The 18112-nt window shown below is 43.7% G+C and carries 11 protein-coding genes and 1 pseudogene; 8 read left to right on the top strand and 4 right to left on the bottom strand.

The features are described 5' to 3' along the window. Positions 1-44: 44 nt before the first annotated feature. Positions 45-713 (bottom strand): cytochrome b6, encoded by a 669-nt coding sequence (gene petB, locus VL20_RS13130; protein ID WP_002738970.1) that lies wholly within the window; start codon positions 711-713, stop codon positions 45-47. 282 nt (positions 714-995) lie between these two features. Here petB and VL20_RS28570 point away from each other — a divergent pair, with 282 nt between their 5' ends. The 5 genes from VL20_RS28570 to VL20_RS13110 all read left to right on the top strand — a co-directional run bounded on the left by VL20_RS28570 (position 996) and on the right by VL20_RS13110 (position 6054). Next, positions 996-1475, top strand: a complete 480-nt coding sequence (locus VL20_RS28570) for an IS607 family transposase (protein WP_002747192.1) — start codon at positions 996-998, stop codon at positions 1473-1475. A gap of 100 nt (positions 1476-1575) precedes the next feature. Further along, positions 1576-2640, top strand: a complete 1065-nt coding sequence (locus VL20_RS13125; RefSeq protein WP_284526145.1) for an RNA-guided endonuclease InsQ/TnpB family protein — start codon at positions 1576-1578, stop codon at positions 2638-2640. A 41-nt stretch (positions 2641-2681) separates the two neighbouring features. Beyond that, a complete protein-coding gene (locus VL20_RS13120) occupies positions 2682-4118 on the top strand; it encodes a circularly permuted type 2 ATP-grasp protein (protein ID WP_052276761.1) in 1437 nt (478 codons plus the stop codon). A gap of 68 nt (positions 4119-4186) precedes the next feature. Beyond that, positions 4187-5188 carry an alpha-E domain-containing protein gene (locus tag VL20_RS13115; protein ID WP_002785396.1) on the top strand — a complete coding sequence of 334 codons (1002 nt, stop codon included), beginning with the start codon at positions 4187-4189 and terminating at the stop codon, positions 5186-5188. After that, a complete protein-coding gene (locus VL20_RS13110; RefSeq protein ID WP_052276760.1) occupies positions 5188-6054 on the top strand; it encodes a transglutaminase family protein in 867 nt (288 codons plus the stop codon). Before VL20_RS13115 ends, VL20_RS13110 begins: the two co-directional genes overlap by 1 nt. Positions 6055-6215: 161 nt before the next feature. Here VL20_RS13110 and VL20_RS13105 read toward each other — a convergent pair whose 3' ends face one another. Further along, entirely contained in the window at positions 6216-6662 is a 447-nt protein-coding gene (locus tag VL20_RS13105) for a PIN domain-containing protein (protein WP_052276759.1), read from the bottom strand. After that, on the bottom strand, positions 6652-6909 hold the full coding sequence (locus tag VL20_RS13100; protein ID WP_249264916.1) for a ribbon-helix-helix domain-containing protein: 258 nt from the start codon (positions 6907-6909) through the stop codon (positions 6652-6654). The genes VL20_RS13105 and VL20_RS13100 overlap by 11 nt, the downstream gene beginning before the upstream one ends. A gap of 504 nt (positions 6910-7413) precedes the next feature. Here VL20_RS13100 and VL20_RS13095 point away from each other — a divergent pair. Together VL20_RS13095 and VL20_RS28565 are read left to right on the top strand one after the other, a co-directional pair. Next, complete coding sequence (locus VL20_RS13095; protein WP_052276757.1) at positions 7414-14535, top strand: LamG domain-containing protein; 7122 nt, start codon at positions 7414-7416, stop codon at positions 14533-14535. 322 nt (positions 14536-14857) lie between these two features. Beyond that, positions 14858-14923: pseudogene (locus VL20_RS28565) on the top strand (DUF29 domain-containing protein); the annotation flags it as partial. A gap of 50 nt (positions 14924-14973) precedes the next feature. Here VL20_RS28565 and VL20_RS13090 read toward each other — a convergent pair. After that, positions 14974-16890, bottom strand: a complete 1917-nt coding sequence (locus VL20_RS13090) for a pentapeptide repeat-containing protein (RefSeq protein WP_052276756.1) — start codon at positions 16888-16890, stop codon at positions 14974-14976. Positions 16891-17595: 705 nt separating this feature from the next. Here VL20_RS13090 and VL20_RS13080 point away from each other — a divergent pair. Beyond that, on the top strand, positions 17596-18033 hold the full coding sequence (locus VL20_RS13080) for a DUF29 domain-containing protein (protein ID WP_052276754.1): 438 nt from the start codon (positions 17596-17598) through the stop codon (positions 18031-18033). Positions 18034-18112 lie beyond the last annotated feature (79 nt).

Raw genomic sequence — 18112 nt, 5'->3', positions numbered from 1 at the left:
GTCTCCTAAAAATGATTTCGGATCGACAGAGATATTTTTCTGAATTATAGAGGCCCAGAAATGCCTTGTTTACGGATCATCAAGAAATGTAGCAACATGAAGACCGCGATCGACCAGGGTAGTACAAAAGTATGCAAGCTGTAGAAACGGGTTAAAGTTGCTTGACCGACGCTTTCGCTACCGCGCATCAGGGTGACGAGTTGATCACCGACGACGGGAATAGCAGCAGGTACACCGGAAACAATTTTAACCGCCCAGTAACCCACCTGATCCCAGGGCAAGGAGTAACCGGTGACACCGAAGCTAACGGTGATCACGGCCAGGACAACCCCAGTCACCCAGGTTAATTCGCGAGGTTTTTTGAAGCCACCGGTCAGATAGACGCGGAAAACGTGCAGGATCATCATTAAGACCATCATACTGGCGGACCAGCGATGGATAGAACGAATTAACCAACCAAAGTTAACTTCGTTCATGATGTACTGTACGGAGGAGAGGGCCTCTGCTACAGTGGGTTTGTAGTAGAAGGTCATGGCAAAACCAGTGGCAAACTGGATCACGAAGCACACAAGGGTGATACCACCCAGACAGTAGAAGATATTAACGTGGGGGGGAACGTATTTGGTGCTGATATCATCAGCGATCCCTTGAATTTCTAAGCGTTCCTCAAACCATTGATAGGCTTTAGAATCCGTTACTTGTTTGGTAAACATCGCGTAACCAGTAAGAAAAATGAAAGATTTAAGGTGTGACCTTTAAAAAATGTAACACAGTTTTCAGGGCTAATTCTCGCTCTTGTCAGGTTTCTCCACCGGTGGGGATCAATCAGCGATCGCCAGCCTCAAAAAACGTAACTTCCTAAAATTTCCCTTAAAATGTCTCCTAGACTACAAAAAATCGGGCTAATTGTCCGACACTGGGAATAGGTAAGGTTGACAGCTAGTTACTGATTTGCTCACATTGACCTACATACTCCACTATTTAGGCGAACGTTTGTGACCCTAAGAAAAGCCGTTGAGCTATGGGGATTACATCCCAATACATTAAGAGAATATGCCGATGAAGGGAAAATCAAAAGTATCAAAAACGAAGCAGGGCAACGATTGTACGATGTCCAGTCTTACGTCAATGGTGCAGCTAGAGCTTCCCTTGTTTGCTACTGCCGAGTCAGTTCAATCAAGCAACGAGATGACCTTGAGAGACAAGTCAGCTTTATGCGCGGATTCTATCCAGAGGCAGAAATCATCAAAGACCTCGATAGTGGGCTTAACTTCCAAAGAAAAGGACTTAGAGCCATACTGGACAGATTATTGTGGGGAAATAAACTCACAATTGTTATGTCCACACTGGACAGATTATGCCGATTTAGATTCGAGCTTATACAGTATATGGTCGAACAAAACGGTGGCAAAATCTTGGTTCTCGACCAAACTGTTCACAGTCCCGAATCAGAACTTACAGCAGACTTGTTATAAATACTTCACATCTTCTCTTGCCGAATGTCCGGACTCAGGAAGTACGCTCAAAAAATCAAAGAAAGTGCGGATTTATCCAACAACAGAACAGAAGAAACTGATGAAACACTGGTGGGGAGTATCTCGGTTTGTCTTCAACCAAACCATTAAATATCTACAGGAACCAGATAGAAAAGCTAATTGGAAGGCTATCAAGACCGGAATCATTAATGATTTACCAGAATGGGCTAAAGAAGTCCCCTACCAGATTAAATCAATAGCAGTCAAAGACGCTTGTGAAGCCGTTCAAAATGCTCAAAGAAAATATCAAAAAACTGGGGAAATCCAGAAAGTAAAATTCCGTTCCCGTAAAGATAAACAGCAATCATGTTATATTCCTAAGTCAGCCATTTCAGAAAAAGGAATATATCACACAAAATTAGGGCAAATACGCTTCACCGAATCACTGCCCGACAATTTTGGGGATAGCCGATTAGTATCCAGAAATGGACAATACTATTTAGCTATTCCCCATGAGGTGCAACGATGCGAATCCGATAACCAAGGACGCATTGTCGCCCTAGACCCCGGTGTTAGAGATTTTCTGGCACTATTCTCGCCTAATAGTTTTGGCTCAATCGGGAGTCAGGATATAGGTAAAATCCAACGATTATGCTATCACCTTGATGATTTAATTTCTCGTTCTACCAAAGTTAATGCTAAAACCAGAAACCGTTATCGAAAAGCAGCTAATCGACTAAGAAATAAAATCAGGAATTTAGTAGATGAACTTCATCATCAAGTTGCTAGATTCCTAGTTGATAACTTTGATGTGATTCTTTTGCCTACTTTTGAAGTGTCAGAAATGGTTCTAAAAAATAGCAGGAAGATTCGCTCAAAATCTGTTAGACAGATGCTTAACTGGTCTCATTACCGATTTAAGCAATTTCTCAAGCATAAGGCTTTTGAGATGGGTAAATTAGTAATAGACTGCTGTGAAGCCTATACGTCGAAAACAGTTAGCTGGACTGGTGAATTAATACATAACTTAGGTGGAAAAAAAGTCATTAAATCCAAGATTGATGGCAAGACGATGGATAGAGATATTAATGGCGCACGAGGAATTTTTCTTCGTGCTTTGGGAGATACCCCCTCTTTAAGAGACTCTCTTAGAGTGCATTGTTAATGTATGTTAGCAAAAAAGTATCGGTATGAAATGAGGTCAGCGTGCTATTAAATACCTACGATCCCGAAGGCTTCTACGACGAACTATTCTTAGATGATGGTCAACCTCGTCCCCACTCGTCCCCTTTAATCAAATGGTTGCAGAATCTGCCGCCCCGAGAACTTCAACAACACCGGGAAACCGCTCAGTCGGCCCTGTTTGAATTGGGGGTGACTTTCAATGTCTATAGCGACAATCAAGGGGTAGAAAAAATCTTTCCTTTTGATATTATTCCCCGAATTGTCGCAGCTGAGGACTGGGATTATTTAGAAAGAGGCCTGAAACAACGCATCAAAGCCCTCAATCTTTTTCTCTCCGATATCTACAATGACCAGTTAATCATTAAAGATGGCATTATTCCCCCCGAACTAATCGCCTCGGCGACGGGATTTCTGAAACCCTGTGTGGGACTGAAACCCGCCGGAGGTATCTGGTGTCACATCACGGGAACCGATTTAGTCCGCGATAAAGATGGTCAATGGTACGTTTTAGAGGATAATTTGCGGGTTCCTTCCGGTATTTCCTATGTCCTGGAAAATCGTCGGGTAATGAAAAGCACCTTCCCCGATATTTTCCAGACAATGAATGTTAAACCGGTGGATGATTATCCTTCCCATCTGTTGGAAACTCTCCTTAATTTAGCCCCACCCCAATTACCTAATCCCACCGTAGTAGTTTTAACCCCCGGAACCTATAATTCTGCCTACTTTGAACATTCTTTTATCGCCCAACAAATGGGGGTAGAATTAGTGGAAGGGCGTGATTTAGTCGTCTTTGATGGTTATCTACAAATGAAAACCACCAAGGGATTAAGAAGGGTAGATGTGGTATATCGTCGCCTCGATGATGACTTTTTAGATCCGGCGGTTTTTCGTCCCGATTCGATGTTAGGTGTACCCGGATTATTAAAAGTTTTTCAGGAAGGCCGCGTCGCTTTAGCTAATGCTCCTGGTACGGGAGTCGCTGATGATAAGGTTATTTATGCTTTTGTCCCCGATATGATTCGTTATTATCTGGGAGAAGAAGCGCTTTTAAATAACGTTCCTACCTATCTTTGTTGGCGAGAAAAGGACTTAGATTATGTCTTAAATAATCTCGATAAGTTAGTTGTGAAAGCCGCCAATGAATCGGGAGGTTATGGGATGTTAGTTGGTTCCCAAGCTACCTCGAAAGAACGAGAAGAATTTGCCCCACGCATTGCCGCTAACCCTCGCAATTATATCGCTCAACCGGTGTTAAGTCTTTCTAGGGTTCCCACTTTAATTGACACGGAAGTTGAAGGTCGTCATGTGGATTTACGTCCCTATATTCTCCATCGTGGCGATGAAATTTATGTGCATCCCGGGGGGTTAACTCGCGTGGCTTTGAAAAAGGGTTCTTTAGTGGTTAATTCTTCTCAAGGTGGTGGCAGTAAGGACACTTGGGTTTTAACCAAGTAATCAGGACAATAATCAAAATTTTGGTGGGTTACTAACCCACCCTACCCTTTCCTTTTTCCCAGTTAATTATGCTTAGTAGAGTTGCTGATTCAATTTATTGGTTAAATCGCTATATTGAACGGGCAGAAAATGTCGCCCGGTTTATGGATGTTAACCTTAATTTAATGTTAGATGTACCTACCAGTGTTTTGCAACAGTGGGAACCTTTGGTTTTAACCACGGGAGATTTAGAACAATTCAAGAAACGTTACGGCACAGCCACCGCAGAAAATGTGATCAATTTCTTGACATTTGACACGGAATATAGTAATTCAATTATCTCTTGTTTGCGCTGGGCCAGAGAAAATGCTCGGTCAGTTCGTGAGATTATTTCTTCGGAAATGTGGGAACAGGTTAATGGTTTTTTCTTGATGGTAAAAGATGCTTCCTCTTACCATCCTCAAACTACTTTACCTAACTTTTTTACCCAAGTTAAATTGGCTAGTCACCGTTTTGCGGGGGTGATGGATGCAACGATGACTCATAATGAAGGTTGGCATTTTGGCGTTATGGGAAGATTACAGGAACGCGCCGATAAAACCGCCAGAATTCTTGATGTTAAATACTATTATCTCTTACCTTCCGCCCAATGGGTAGGAACTTCTCTAGACCAAATTCAATGGATTGCTTTACTGCGGTCCGTGAGTGCCTACGAAATGTATCGTAAATGTCAACGACGGATTACTCCTAGTGACGTGGCTGAATTTTTAATTCTTAACCGAGAATTTCCTCGTTCAATTCACTTTTGTCTGCGGGAATTAGACCACTGTTTGCATCAAGTTACAGGGACTCCTATAGGAACTTGGGGGAATTCGGTAGAAAGAAGTTTAGGGCGACTTTGTGCCGAAATGAGCTATCTAACTATCGAGGATATTATTGAAATGGGATTACATGAATTCCTCGACCATATTCAAAAAAGAGTTAATGATGTGGGAATAAAAATGACAGAAACTTTCTTCGTTTTTAATCCCGAACTTGCCCCACCTCTGCCAGTAAATAACTTTCAATATCAATCCCAATTAACAACTTAATGCGTTATCACATTCGGCATCAAACCAACTATTTCTATAATCAACCCGTGATTTTATCCCCCCATCTGCTGCGCTTGCGACCAAAATCCGATGGTGGGCAAACTTTGCGAGAGTTTACCCTCAAAATTAACCCAGAACCTTTAACAATAACTAATATTATCGACCTCGATGGTAATTCTTGTTTACAAATTTGGTTTAATCAACCGACGGAAGAATTATTGATTGATGTGGTGAGTGAAGTGGAAACCCATGGGGTTAATCCTTTTCAGTATTTGTTGGAACCTTGGGCGACCTGTTTACCCTTTGATTATCCCATTTCTCTCCACAGTCAATTACAACCCTACAGACAATTTTATGGGTTAAATAATGATCCTGATGTGGCAGCATTAGCCCAAGAAGTTATGCAGGAAACCGAGGGACAGGTGCTATCTTTCCTGTTTAATCTTAATGACAAAATTTACCGAAATTGTCAGCAAATTATTCGTATTACCGGGGAACCCTATCTACCCGGAAACACTTGGAAAAATAAGCAGGGTTCCTGTCGCGATTTTGTGGTTTTATTTATGGATGTGTGTCGCTGTGTGGGATTGGCTTCCCGTTTTGTCAGTGGCTATCAAGAAGGAGATTTAGACCAAGAAGAAAGACATTTACACGCTTGGGTGGAGGTGTATTTGCCGGGGGGCGGCTGGAAAGGCTATGATCCTAGCCATGGATTAGCGGTGAGTGACCGTCATATAAGCCTCGTTTCTAGTCCAATTCCCCGTTATTGCGCGCCGGTAGAGGGAAATGCTCGACCGGTTAATCTCGGTCATCAAGTGATAGAATCTCAGCTATCATCGACAATTGCAATCGATTTGTTATCTTGAGGATGATTGTTTATGGGTCAAGGATTTGGCACAGCAACAAGGCGAAAAGTTTTGGGAGCGGGGCATAAATCCCCGTTACAAAAACGGCCGACCGCCTCCTGCCTTCGTTAAGAAGCCGCCGCCCTCGCCTTCTTGGGAATCTTGGCGAAACTACAGCTATCTTACCCAAAAGAAAGTCTGCCGCCATCGTTCAGGGGGTTGACGAAATGAATTCCCTCAATGGTAGCCCCGGAATTAAAATCCTCGCTATAGACCGTGGTGATTTGATTTAAGCGAGCGGTCGCCCAGATCTGGGCATCCCAGTAGGAAAACTGGTAACTTTCTACTCCACGGGTGGCTTCCAGAACGATCAACTCGGTAATCGGAACTACCTCACAGGCTATTAGATATTGACGGATGCGGGCCAGAGCTTCTTCCTGGGTTAGCAGGGGGCGACGGCTGCGGGTGACGGACTGAAAGAATTCTCCCATCACCTGCGGACTGATGACAGCGCGGGTGGTGCGGATCAGGTCATCGACAACGGTTAATGCCCGTTCCCGTTTGCTTTTCTCGGCGATATCGTAGAGATAGACCAGAATATTGGTATCGAGCAGGACTCTATCGTTCATAGAGATCCTCCCTTCGCCAATCCCTTTTACCCGGTTGTGATGGGCGGTTTTCGAGACCGGCGATAAAGGCCTTTTCTCGCTCCCAAGCGCTCAAGTTCGGGGTAGGAGATTTGACGGAAATTATGTGTTGGTCGATCGCCTGTCGGATGATCTCGGCCTCGCTCAGTCCCGTCTGTCGGGCCTTCTCTTTCAGTAAATTATTCTGCTCGGCTTCGATATAAATTTGCTTGCGGATTTTGCTGACCATAGCCAGTTTAATTATATACATTACATCATACATTACTATAACCGTCGTGAATCGTAATCGCCAGTTTTTTTATATATGAGTCAGTTTTGTTGGTAAATGCGCGGCTCTTCTCGACTTTGTGTGATAATTTTTGCTTATGGAATCGTGAAATGCTTATCAGGCAAGACTTTTAGTGCTATTTGGCGGAATAAACTATCAGTATAGACCTCGTTTCCACACAGAAACCAGAAGAGCCAATGCGCTAATTGGTAGTTTATTATTTCTCCTTCATCTCCCTCCTGAACGGTTAAAAGTGAAGATTTGCAACAAATATGAATCGGGCGGATAATCGGTAATTATGATTACGGATGGCTGGCGGATTAAAGGTAAAAGTCAAGGAAACTTTCCTGAATAATCCGTAGTTATCCCGGAACCCAAAGGCCGATTAGGCTAGATGGCCGGGGATAGTGCGGTCATCGTTTTTGTTTTGTCGGATCTGTAAACCAACTAACTGAAAAGACGCTTATGTACCTACTCAAAGACAAACTACAACATATTAGTACGATTACCCACGAGAGCAAGATAGTGGTGTTCGCCACCGATGCCGAGGGGAAAATTTCCTACACAGTCAAGCAAGATGGGTTTGAAGATAGCTACCTCAACACCCCCGCCGACCAAAGAACCGGCTGGGAAAACTGGAAAACTCTAGAATTCCCCGATGAAGCTGATGACCAGTCGGTAATTGAGAAAGAAAAAGCCGAACTGACTCACCAACAAAATCCCAGTCAATATCTCCTCAAATCCCTTTACAAAACCGAAAATATAACCGCAGTTGCGCCAGTACAAGTCATTGCCGCCCTGGAACATATTTACGTTTTTCGTCAGTCCAAATCTAACACGCTATTAGTGGACCGATTTGTGTTAGACGGCATGACCAATAAGCTGAACCGCAAGCTAGAAGTTCGGTTTAAGCGGAGTAAGCAGAAACACACCCCCACGAAAAATATGAAACGGGGGTCTAGTGGACTGATTGATATTGATACCTTAGACTTTCGTGATGCCAACGGTAGCTTTTTCTATGAACCCACTACCGAATTAAGTTTAGTCAATAACCTGCATAAGGGCTGGTTTTCCGTCGTATTGGTTCCGACGATTGAAAATGATGTTTATCGCTGGCATATTTTCGCCTACAACAGCCAAACCCAGAAAGTGGAAGTAACCACCATTCGCGCCTCGGAAGCAGGACTATTTGACGTTCAAGATTACACCGTTTTTGAAGAATCAAACGATAGCCTAGTTCCCCGGCGGATTCCGGGGGTGATTAAGCGGACTTTAGACATTAATGGGGTGACAGTCACCAACGGTTTATCTGCCACTAAATATGATTTACAACAGGCCCAGCAAACCCAGTCTGGTGAAGAACAACTGTTGAAAACTGCCACGCGATTAATGTTAGCGATTCCCACCGATAAAGGGGCGGCCGCTTTCAGTTTTGCGATCGCAGGAGATGGTACTTTAGGAGAAATTGACGAAACCCCCGATAGCAAGCTTATTCGCAGTCGTCAGCGAGAAGTTTTGTTGCCTTTAAACACCTTAGATGAAATTAAAGCAATTGGTGACAAAACCCCTCCTCCCCAAGGAATTATTAGCGGATTCTCCGCAGGAACTGATGAGGAAGATATCGAAGATTTAGTTAAAATATCTACCAATGGCGGCGCTTCAGAGTTAGCCAATTACGACTTAGTAAAAATCAGCGGCACCAGTGATTATCAAGGGTTATATCGGACGATTAAAGTAGATCAAGATACCTTTGATATTGACATCCCCTTGGATCGCGGATTGGGTTATTGGGAAAAAGAAGACCAAGAAGAAGGTGGTTTGATTTTTGATGGCATGATTACCGCTTATCAAAAAACTGCCGATGGCAAATTACGAGTCACCTGTGCTAATCATGGCTTGGAAAATGGCGATCGCGTCCAAATTACCGGCACAGAAGACTACAAAGACAGCTACCCCGTGCGAAAAATTGATGATACCCATTTTGTCATCGAACGCAAATGGGCAATCGGAGAGGCTGTCAATGTGAAATTGGTGTCCCAAAAGCGGCGGGGGATCGTGTTTGATGGCGTGGATGATTATATTGAACTGACGCAACCACTGCCGATTTTTTCCAGTTCATTCACGATTTCTATGTGGGTAAAAGTTCCCGCAAATTCCAACCGAGGTGTCTTGCTAGGAGACTATCAACTACCGAAGTCAATTGACGTTAATTTTGAAGTTTCGGCCGAGGGGAAACTACGGTTTTTCTGGGGTGGTGAACAGAGTCTAGTTGGAGCCAAAGATTTAAGAGACAATCAATGGCATTTTATCAGCTTTGTCAGAGATCGGGAAAACAAAAAGATATCAGGCTACATTGATGGTGTGCTTGATTTTGAATATTCTGGAGCAGTTTCTGATAAGCAGGCTGTAATTGCTCACAGAATCGGGCGTGATAGTCGGGAAGGAGTCACGAATTTTGAAGGGCAAATTGCGGATCTCCGTGTTTGGAAAATAGTCCGGACTGCTGAAGACATTAAAAACAGTATGTACCTACAACTGACGGGCAAAGAAGTCGGTTTAGTAGGGTATTGGCGCTTAGGTGGTATCTCTGAAGGCAAAGTAGTTGACTTTTCTGTGAACGGCAATGACGGCACCGTTTATGGTGAACCTTATGTCAGTGCGGCAACTCTCAACCGCAAACTTGCCGGAGGAACCGCAGCGGTTAAATATAGCAATCCTGAGCTATTTGCCGTCAGCGAACGGGCAACTTATGAGGAAAGTTTTGAGTTTAAGATTAACTCAGCAAATCCGGTTAATTTAGCCTATCTAGACAATGCCGATGGTAAAAATATTGACACCAAGATTTTTACCTTTTCCTATTGGGGAAAAACCAGCCGCAGTGCGGAAGAGAAAAAGACCATTTCGGCGGTGCAGAATAAGTTTGAAGACTTGGGGAATGGCTGGTATCGCGCTTCCTGTAATGTGACAATTCCCGATGAAGTGAGTCTGTTACGTTCCTTTGAAATTGCCAATGTTCAAGGAGATTGGCAATCGTTAGAAATTCGCAAACACCGCATTCGTTTTTTGTCCGATAGTATTACAGAGGCGAAGTACACAGATGGTGTGACTTTGGCAACTTTGGTGGATGACCATGCCACATTAGCGGCGAAGTTAAAAGCACTGGAGTTGAAAGAGAAGCAGGAAAGAGTATTACTCAAAGAAAAGCGACAATTAGAACTAGATATCGCTAATCTGAGTCTTCAAGGAGCGCAAAAGGAATACGCCATAACTGCCAAAAACAATGAAATTAGTGAGCAAAAAACGACAATTAGCGACATCAATCAGCAAATAAGTCTATGCCAAAATACTTATGAAACAGAGCAGAATAATCCCTTAAACTATTGGTGTAAATTAGTCTGCCGAGTTAATGAAAGCTGGATTGCTCGTATTTACACTCAATCAAAGGGGCTTCTTTATGCTGATGTCGGGGCTGATGGCAACCCTTACTACTCTAACAACGAGTTCAAGTTTGTAGCAACAGATAGTGGGTATTATCGGATTGTCTCATATTATGAGGATCGAGCCTTGTATGGAGGTTCAAAAGCTCAAGTATATAGCGGATATGGTATTGGCTGGGAGTATGAATGGAGGCCTGAAAAACTTTGGGGTGATTATTATTTAATTCGTCAACGATCAAATGGAGAGGTCTTAAATCGGGGTGGTGGCGATTATGGAGTTTGTACTTGGCCTGAAAGTAATGTAACATGGGAACAGTGGAAAATTGTGATCATTGGAGGGCAAAGTAATAACAATATTTACAATGCTCACTCAGCTTTGTTGGCGAAGCAAACAGAGTTGAAAACAGCGCAAGAACGTTTGAGAAATCTTGAAAATGAACTAAACCTCTTAAAGTTGGATGGAAGTAATCAAGATGCTAAGAAAGCCGAACTTCAGAAGCGCCTGGATGCAGTCAAGGCAGAACTCACCACGATTCAAACTGAGTTAAGTACCCTGAACACTGACTTCCTGAATGCTTTCAAAAACACCCAACAAACTCCCCAAACTATGCCCCAAGTTGCTAAAGATAGCAAGGGGTTAGTGACTCAAGGAGCGTTACTTGGTTTTGTGCAACCGGCAAGCCGTCTGAATGCCATTGAAACTTGTGAAGGCAATGTCCAATTGAGTTATGTGGACAGCGAAGGACGGATGCGGCAAACCAACTATGATGCCACTGCGGACAGTCAAAATGCGACCTTTGAACAGTGGATTCCTGATGCTCAACGGGCTTGTTTGAAATTTAGCAACAGCAATAGTGTCGTTAACTTAAATCAACCTTTGTATCTTCCCTTAGACTGGAGTATTGAAGCTTGGTTCGCTTATCCATTAACAGAAACGGCAGAATGGAATACTTTAATCCGAGGAAAAGATGCCGATCATCACATTCTGGTCAGAAATCGTAAACAGTTAGGGATTTATCTGACCAATGATTCCTTGGGGGGCTATTTCTATGATAGCGGTTTCAATATGGAGTTGTTAACCGAGGGATGGCATCATGTCGCTGCTGTCGGTCGGGGAGATACGACTCTGTTTTATGTTGATGGCAAAAAAGTGGGTGATGTGAAAGCAAAAGCCCTAAAAGATGCGGAAGAGAATCTGAATAAAAACTCCAATGATGCCGCCGCGAAGCAAAAGGTTGAAGACATTAAGAAAGCTAGTCTGAAATCTAAGAGCGATGTTTATGCGATCGCGAACAATCATTTAGCTATTAATCAGTCTCCTGATTATTCAGTGATGAAGTTTGATGGGGTAAATGATTGTGTATCTTTACCAGAAATCAACTATGACTTATCCCAAGGAATGTCCGTCGAAGCTTGGGTATGGTATGACAGTTTCCAATCTTGGTCCAGAATTATTGACTTTGGTAATGGCGCTGCTAATGAAAATATCCTGCTTTGCAATGAAAGATCATCTAACACACTACGCTTTGGCATATATCGGCAATCCACCGAACAGCTAGTTGCGGCAACAGGTGCATTAGAAACAAAAAAATGGATTCATATAGCCGCAACCATTGATGCTTCAGGAATGGCAACCCTTTATAAAAATGGTGAGCGGATTCAAACAGCCAAAGTGCATCTTCCCAATCCCCTGAAACGGACGACTAACTATATTGGCCGAAGTAACTGGTCTATTGACAAATATTTTAATGGCCAAATTACCGATGTCCGCATCTGGAATACAGCCCGCACCCAAGCAGAAATTAAGGCGAATATGTCCCAACGCCTTAGTGGAAAAGAAGCAAATTTAGTGGCTTACTATCCCCTGAATAAGCTCGAAGGAGGTAAAGTTTTAGACCTAGTGGCGAATAATCGTGGCACTGTGGTGGAAGCGAACATCGTGCAGGATCAAACCCTATCTATTGCCCCCTTCATCCGAGGTGAGCAGTTCGGTAAATTGGCAGAAGTCCGTATTTGGAAAGTTGCCCTAAGTGATGATGAAATTGCTGTCAACAGCACCCTACTTCTGAGTGGCAACGAACCAGGTTTGTTGGCTTACTATCCCATGAGTGAAGCCACAGGAGTGGAAGTGCGCGACTATTCCGGTAATGGCTATAATGCCACGGTATCCGGGGCAAATTGGTGGGGTTGTACGGCACCCATTGGCAAAATTGACAATGATAATAATACCCCACCCATTGGTAGCGATGCCCTAGTTTCTGCTGAGTACAGCACCGTGACTGTGGAATCATCCACGAAAACCAAGGTGGCCATCATGCGGCGCTTCTTTGCTTATCCTGCTACTAATGGAGTCACCCTGCTACCAGATAAGCGGATTGAAACCTTAGAACTTAAATGGATTGGTAACGCCCAATTTGCTCCCACTTTGTTGGGGTATATTGAGGGTCCACCCCCCGTACCCAGTGAAAACCTAACCTTGTCAGACGATTACAATGGTGCGACTTCTGTGGAATTAACCATGTCTGAAGATGTCGAGTTTAGCTGGAACCGATCGCAAGATAGCGGTTTGGGTGGAAGTATAGAAGCTTTTGCTGGATTAGATGATGAAGTCGAGGGAGGGGTTGTAGTTTCCAAAAGGATTGCCAAATTCCGTGCGGGTTACAAAGCCAACTTTGACTTCAGCTACCAATTCCAGAATGAGAGTAGTATCACCTCCAGTTCATCCCTGAGCATGACCGATAAACTGGAACTACGCGGCACACCAGAAGAAAGCACTAAGTTCCCCCATTTGGGGACACGATTTATTCCCAAAAACATTGGCTATGCGTTGGTTGTTTCTGCATTGGCAGATGTGTTTGTCACCCGACTCGCCCGCACTGGCAAAATGGTCGGCTACCAAGTGCAGCCGGTAGATGGCATTCCTCCAGATGTCAACACCATCACCTTTTTGATGAATCCTGCCTACACGATGAACGGTAGCTTGGATGGGATGACCGGCAGCATTGCCACGAGCCAGCGCTTCTTCAAGCACGTTCCCGAAATGCGTAGCCAGTACGGTTCTCTCTATCCCGCTAGTTACTATCGCCTGAAAGAGGCTTATGAATTAAAACGCCAAATTGAAGCGGAAGATAAACGCCGAGAATCTTACTTTTCTAACTTTGATGTGCGTTTAGTCGATGAACTCTCTTTAGATCGGAATATCGATAGTGGTCAGGGACCAAGCACTATTGGGCTACAACGGGAAGAAGATAAACCCAGCACTCAGATGAGTGATGAGGAGAAGAAAAAGGCTGAGGAGGAAAAACTTCAGGAGGAAAAAGCTGAAGCCGCAGCAAAAACCAAGCAGCAAGAAACCGCTTCCCAGCAGAAACAAGCAGAAATTCAAAGCAAAATTGCCGACCAAGAGAAACGAGTCCAAGCAACGAACAGTTTTGCTGGTTGGCAAAAACGGATGGAAAGTTTGCAAATTCGGGCTGGCAAACGCAACATCGTCAATACCTACGTTTGGGATGCTGATGGGGGCTTGCGAACGGAGCAACAAAGCTTTGCGAATACGGTAGAGCATACCATTGGTGGCTCTTTTAGCATGAATGCAAGTTTGGGAGGAGAAGCGAATGTTGGTGTAGCTGGTGCTATGTTTGAATTGTCCGCCCTAGCCACTGTTAACCTCACCCAAACCATGAGCAAAACTGAAGCTCGGAGTAAGGGTTTTGAGTTAAGTGTAGATCTGAGTGGTTTAGAGTATAAAGGCATCACCGATTACAACGATCGCCCGATTATGCCTGGGGAAAAAGTAGATCGCTATCGCTTTATGAGTTTCTACCTCGAAGGCAGTACCAATCACTTCCACGACTTCTTTAACTATGTCGTCGATCCTGAATGGTTACGCAGTAATGATGAGGAAGCGGTGGCTTTGCGTCAGGCCCAAGCAGGTAAACCCAATAAAGCCTGGCGGGTACTGCACCGGGTTACTTATGTGGAACGTCCGGCATTGATGGGCTTTGGTCGGGATGTGCGTAAATTACGCGCTGCTGCGGCAGTCAGTGACAATCAAGCACTGTTGGATAAGATTGCTAAATTGGAGGAAGAAAACCAAAAACTTGAGAAGAAACTGGATACTATCATCAGTTTGTTGAAAGGGCAGAAATAATTGCTCATTAGGATCTGCCAAATAAATCTCAAATTAGGTGCAAGGTTTTGAGCAAAATGTGGTTCAAAAACCTTGCATTTTTATTGTAATATTTCTTAATAGACGGGGATGGAGTATATTTGCTAGAATGGCAGTCATATAGATAGAAAAAGTTCCTAACAGTCATTCTCCTCTGCAAGAAAAGGCCTTAGATTTATTAGGGGTTTCCTTGATTTGTACCCAGTAACGGGATAGGAGAAATTCTCTTAATCCCTCATTTAGGTTTATTCAGCTGGCCTTAGATAGAAAGGCATTTAAGTAATTTTCTATGGAGAGTTAAATTATGTCGTCAACTGCCTACGAAACTGATTATAATCAATGGCTAAAAGAGACGGTAAAACAGTTACGAGGATGCTATAGCCCTAACTAGAACTGCGCTAAAGCGCAACTACAAACCTATCAGAAGCCTAATGTTTTCAAAATTATCGGTAAGGCTTTTTGACAGGCTTGGGCAAGTTTGCTGGCAGGTTCCAAAGCTTTAGCAATTGTTTCGAGAAAATTAACCGCTCGTTGGGCTTTCTTTTGTAGTCCGGCATCATCAGGATTTTGACTAGCTTGGGCAATCTTTTTCACTTGGTTGGCGGCTTCGGCTTTTTCTTCTTCATCTAAATGGCTGTCAATTTCAATCGCCTGGGTTAGTTCTTGCAGTAAAGCTTTAAGTTGGGCATTTTCTGGGGAAGCATCGGCTGCAATTTGGTTAATGGTATTAGTTACATCGCCGATGATTTCGCCGAAATTGACGGCGGAATTATTAATATCGCGGATGGTAATATTTGGGGAACTGTCGTTACTGTGGCTCATGGCTTTTGCTTCTACATGGATGGGACGGTTGGCGAGGGTTTTGGTAATTTCCATCATATCAACACTTTGTTGGCGATAGATGGCAATTTCTGTCTCTTTGGCGGTGAGTTGTGCCTTATATTGGGCTTCAATGGCTGCGAGTTGTAGTTGATAATTTTGGTTAAATTCTTGATGAATTTTCTCTTTATCAGTATCGGGCGGTACATGGACTTTTACCACTATCACGCCATCTCCTTTATTGGCAATGCTCTGTATCTGAAGCGGCGTATCTTCATTCTGCACTTGTACTTCTTTTAAGGCAGCGATGAAAGCTTTCCAATCTACCCCATTGCGGAAAATCAGGTCAACGGTGTCGAACATTTCGGCAAATAATTTAGTAAATTCGCCCGGTTGAAATTCGCCACTGCTGGGGCGGCGCTCTTTCTGCCCATTAAGCAGATAAATGTACTGGCAGTCCACCTCATCCAGTTGGGTGGTGGCATCAATATTCCAATTTTCCACGCAAGCACCCGTCAGAGTAGCATGGCGCAAATCGGCATTGACGGCGTTGACTTCGGTGAGATTTGCCCCCGCAAGGTTGGCGTATTGCAAGCTGGCTTCACTGATATTCGCTAGGCGCAAGTTGGCAGCTTGCAGGTTTGCCCCCTCCAGATATGCCCCCCGTAAATCGGCTTGGGCAAAGTCTTTTCCGCTTCCGGTGCGGGAATCAATCAAAAATTCTCTAACCCGGGGATTGGCTAATAAGGTATTGCCGGGGCGGGCTAATTCCAATTTAATTGCTTGTTTAAAAATTGTTTTATTCAAGATTGCCTGATTAAAATTGGTACTTTTTAGGGTGGCTCCTGTAAAATCTGTTGCGGTTAAATTGGCTTGAAAAAAGGATGTGCCACCAATAGCAGCAAAGGCTATCACAATTTTACGCAACCAAGGATCGCGGTGTTCTTGTTTAAGGGTCAACCAACCGAGCCAACAGAAAAGTAATGTCAAGGCTCCGGCTACGGCTCTGGCTACGGCTCCGGCTACGGCTCCGACTCCGGCTCCGGCTACGGCTAGGGCTCCGGCTACGGCTCCGGCTACGGCTAGGGCTAGGGCTCCGGCTACGGCTCCGGCTCCGGCTACGGCTCCGGCCAAAATATTTTTACGCCAAGTGACAGCGCAAAAACAGATGAGAAGAATTAAGATTGACCAACCAATAACTTGGTTTTGTGTACTGGATGAATCAAAAATTAAGCCCACCAGATAACCAGCCATGGTGGAGAAATAACTCGAAAACAGAATTAACACCAAAGCCAACCCCAGCAAAATCACCAGCCACCGCTTCGGCAATCCCGCCTTCGCACCAGCAAACTTCACCCCCGTCAAATTCGCCCGACTAAAATTTGTCCCGCGTATATCACAGCCACTAAAATCCGCCCCCGCTAAGTCCGCACCGCGAAAGTTACCTCCTCGCAAGGATTCCCCCCGGAAATCCCGCCGCCCGTTTTTGTACTGTTCAATAACTGCCGCTGCCTTCATCGCCTACGAAATTGCCATACTATGCCCTCAATCTTACTACAAGTCAGAAAGCGGGTTTCTTGAGAGAATCCGATTGATACTCCCACCCCAGCGCTTCGGGATTCTTGGTTCAACGAGTCCACGTTCAAAAACCTGGCATTTTTATGGGCAATCGCGTTAGGTTCCACACCTCGCGTTCTAGAATATATCTGGATTTCCCCCATAGATATCTACTACAATAGCCGAAAACCCCTATCTATCAATGGATACACCCATTAACCTTTCTTAATCTACTCATGTTTCTTGTAATATTTCTTAATAGACGGGGATGGAGTATATTTGCTAGAATTTACTGACCCTAATTCTCCTGTGCCAGAAAAGTAGATTTATTCAGCCAACCCTAGATAAGTAGCTGGTTATAATTAAATTATGGATTGTGGGTTCGATCCCCCCTGCCCCCCTTGATAAGGGGGGTTTCTGAGAACTTTTAACACCTACCTACTTAGAAAGCCATTTAAGTAATTTTCTATGGAGAGTTAAATTATAAACCTGTTGCATAATTAATTTTTCAGGGTTCAAAAACGGCAAAAATAAGGATTAAATTGCATAAAATATGTAAATAGACCATTTAATGAATTATTATTCATTCTTAATTCTCCTGACTCCTGACTACTGGCTACTGACTCCTAACCCCAACAACAATTTTTGATTTTTACAAGAGGTCTTATGTCGTCAACTGCCTACGAAACTGATTATAATCAATGGCTAAAAGAGACGGTAAAACAGTTACGAGAGCGCAATTTTGAGCAGGTAGATTGGGATAATTTAATTGAAGAAATCGAGAGTATGGGGAAAAGTGATAGACGAGCTTTAATGAGTCTGTTAACCCGTCTTATCGAACATCTTTTAAAGCTGGCTTATTGGCAAGAAGAAAAAAAACGGTCAGGTAATCATTGGGCGGCAGAAATAGTCAATTTTCGCGCCCAAATTCAGCATCGTTTAGAAGATAGTCCCAGCTTACGGCCAGAATTAGCGGCTATGTATGATAAAGTTTATCCAGTGGCGATTAAATCAGTTTCTCAGCTTTTTTACCTCAATTCAGACGCTCATATATCCCTAGAACAAATATTAGATGATAATTGGTTTCCCTCGGCTGAAAAATAGTTCTTCATTAGGAGTAAGTAGTCGTGCAAAATTAATTTCCTAGTGAAGATAGGCAAGAGGCAAGGGGCAAGAGGCAAGA

It is taken from the genome of Microcystis panniformis FACHB-1757 (genome assembly GCF_001264245.1).
GTDB lineage: Bacteria > Cyanobacteriota > Cyanobacteriia > Cyanobacteriales > Microcystaceae > Microcystis > Microcystis panniformis.
This window is presented reverse-complemented; position numbering and strand designations above follow the sequence as displayed.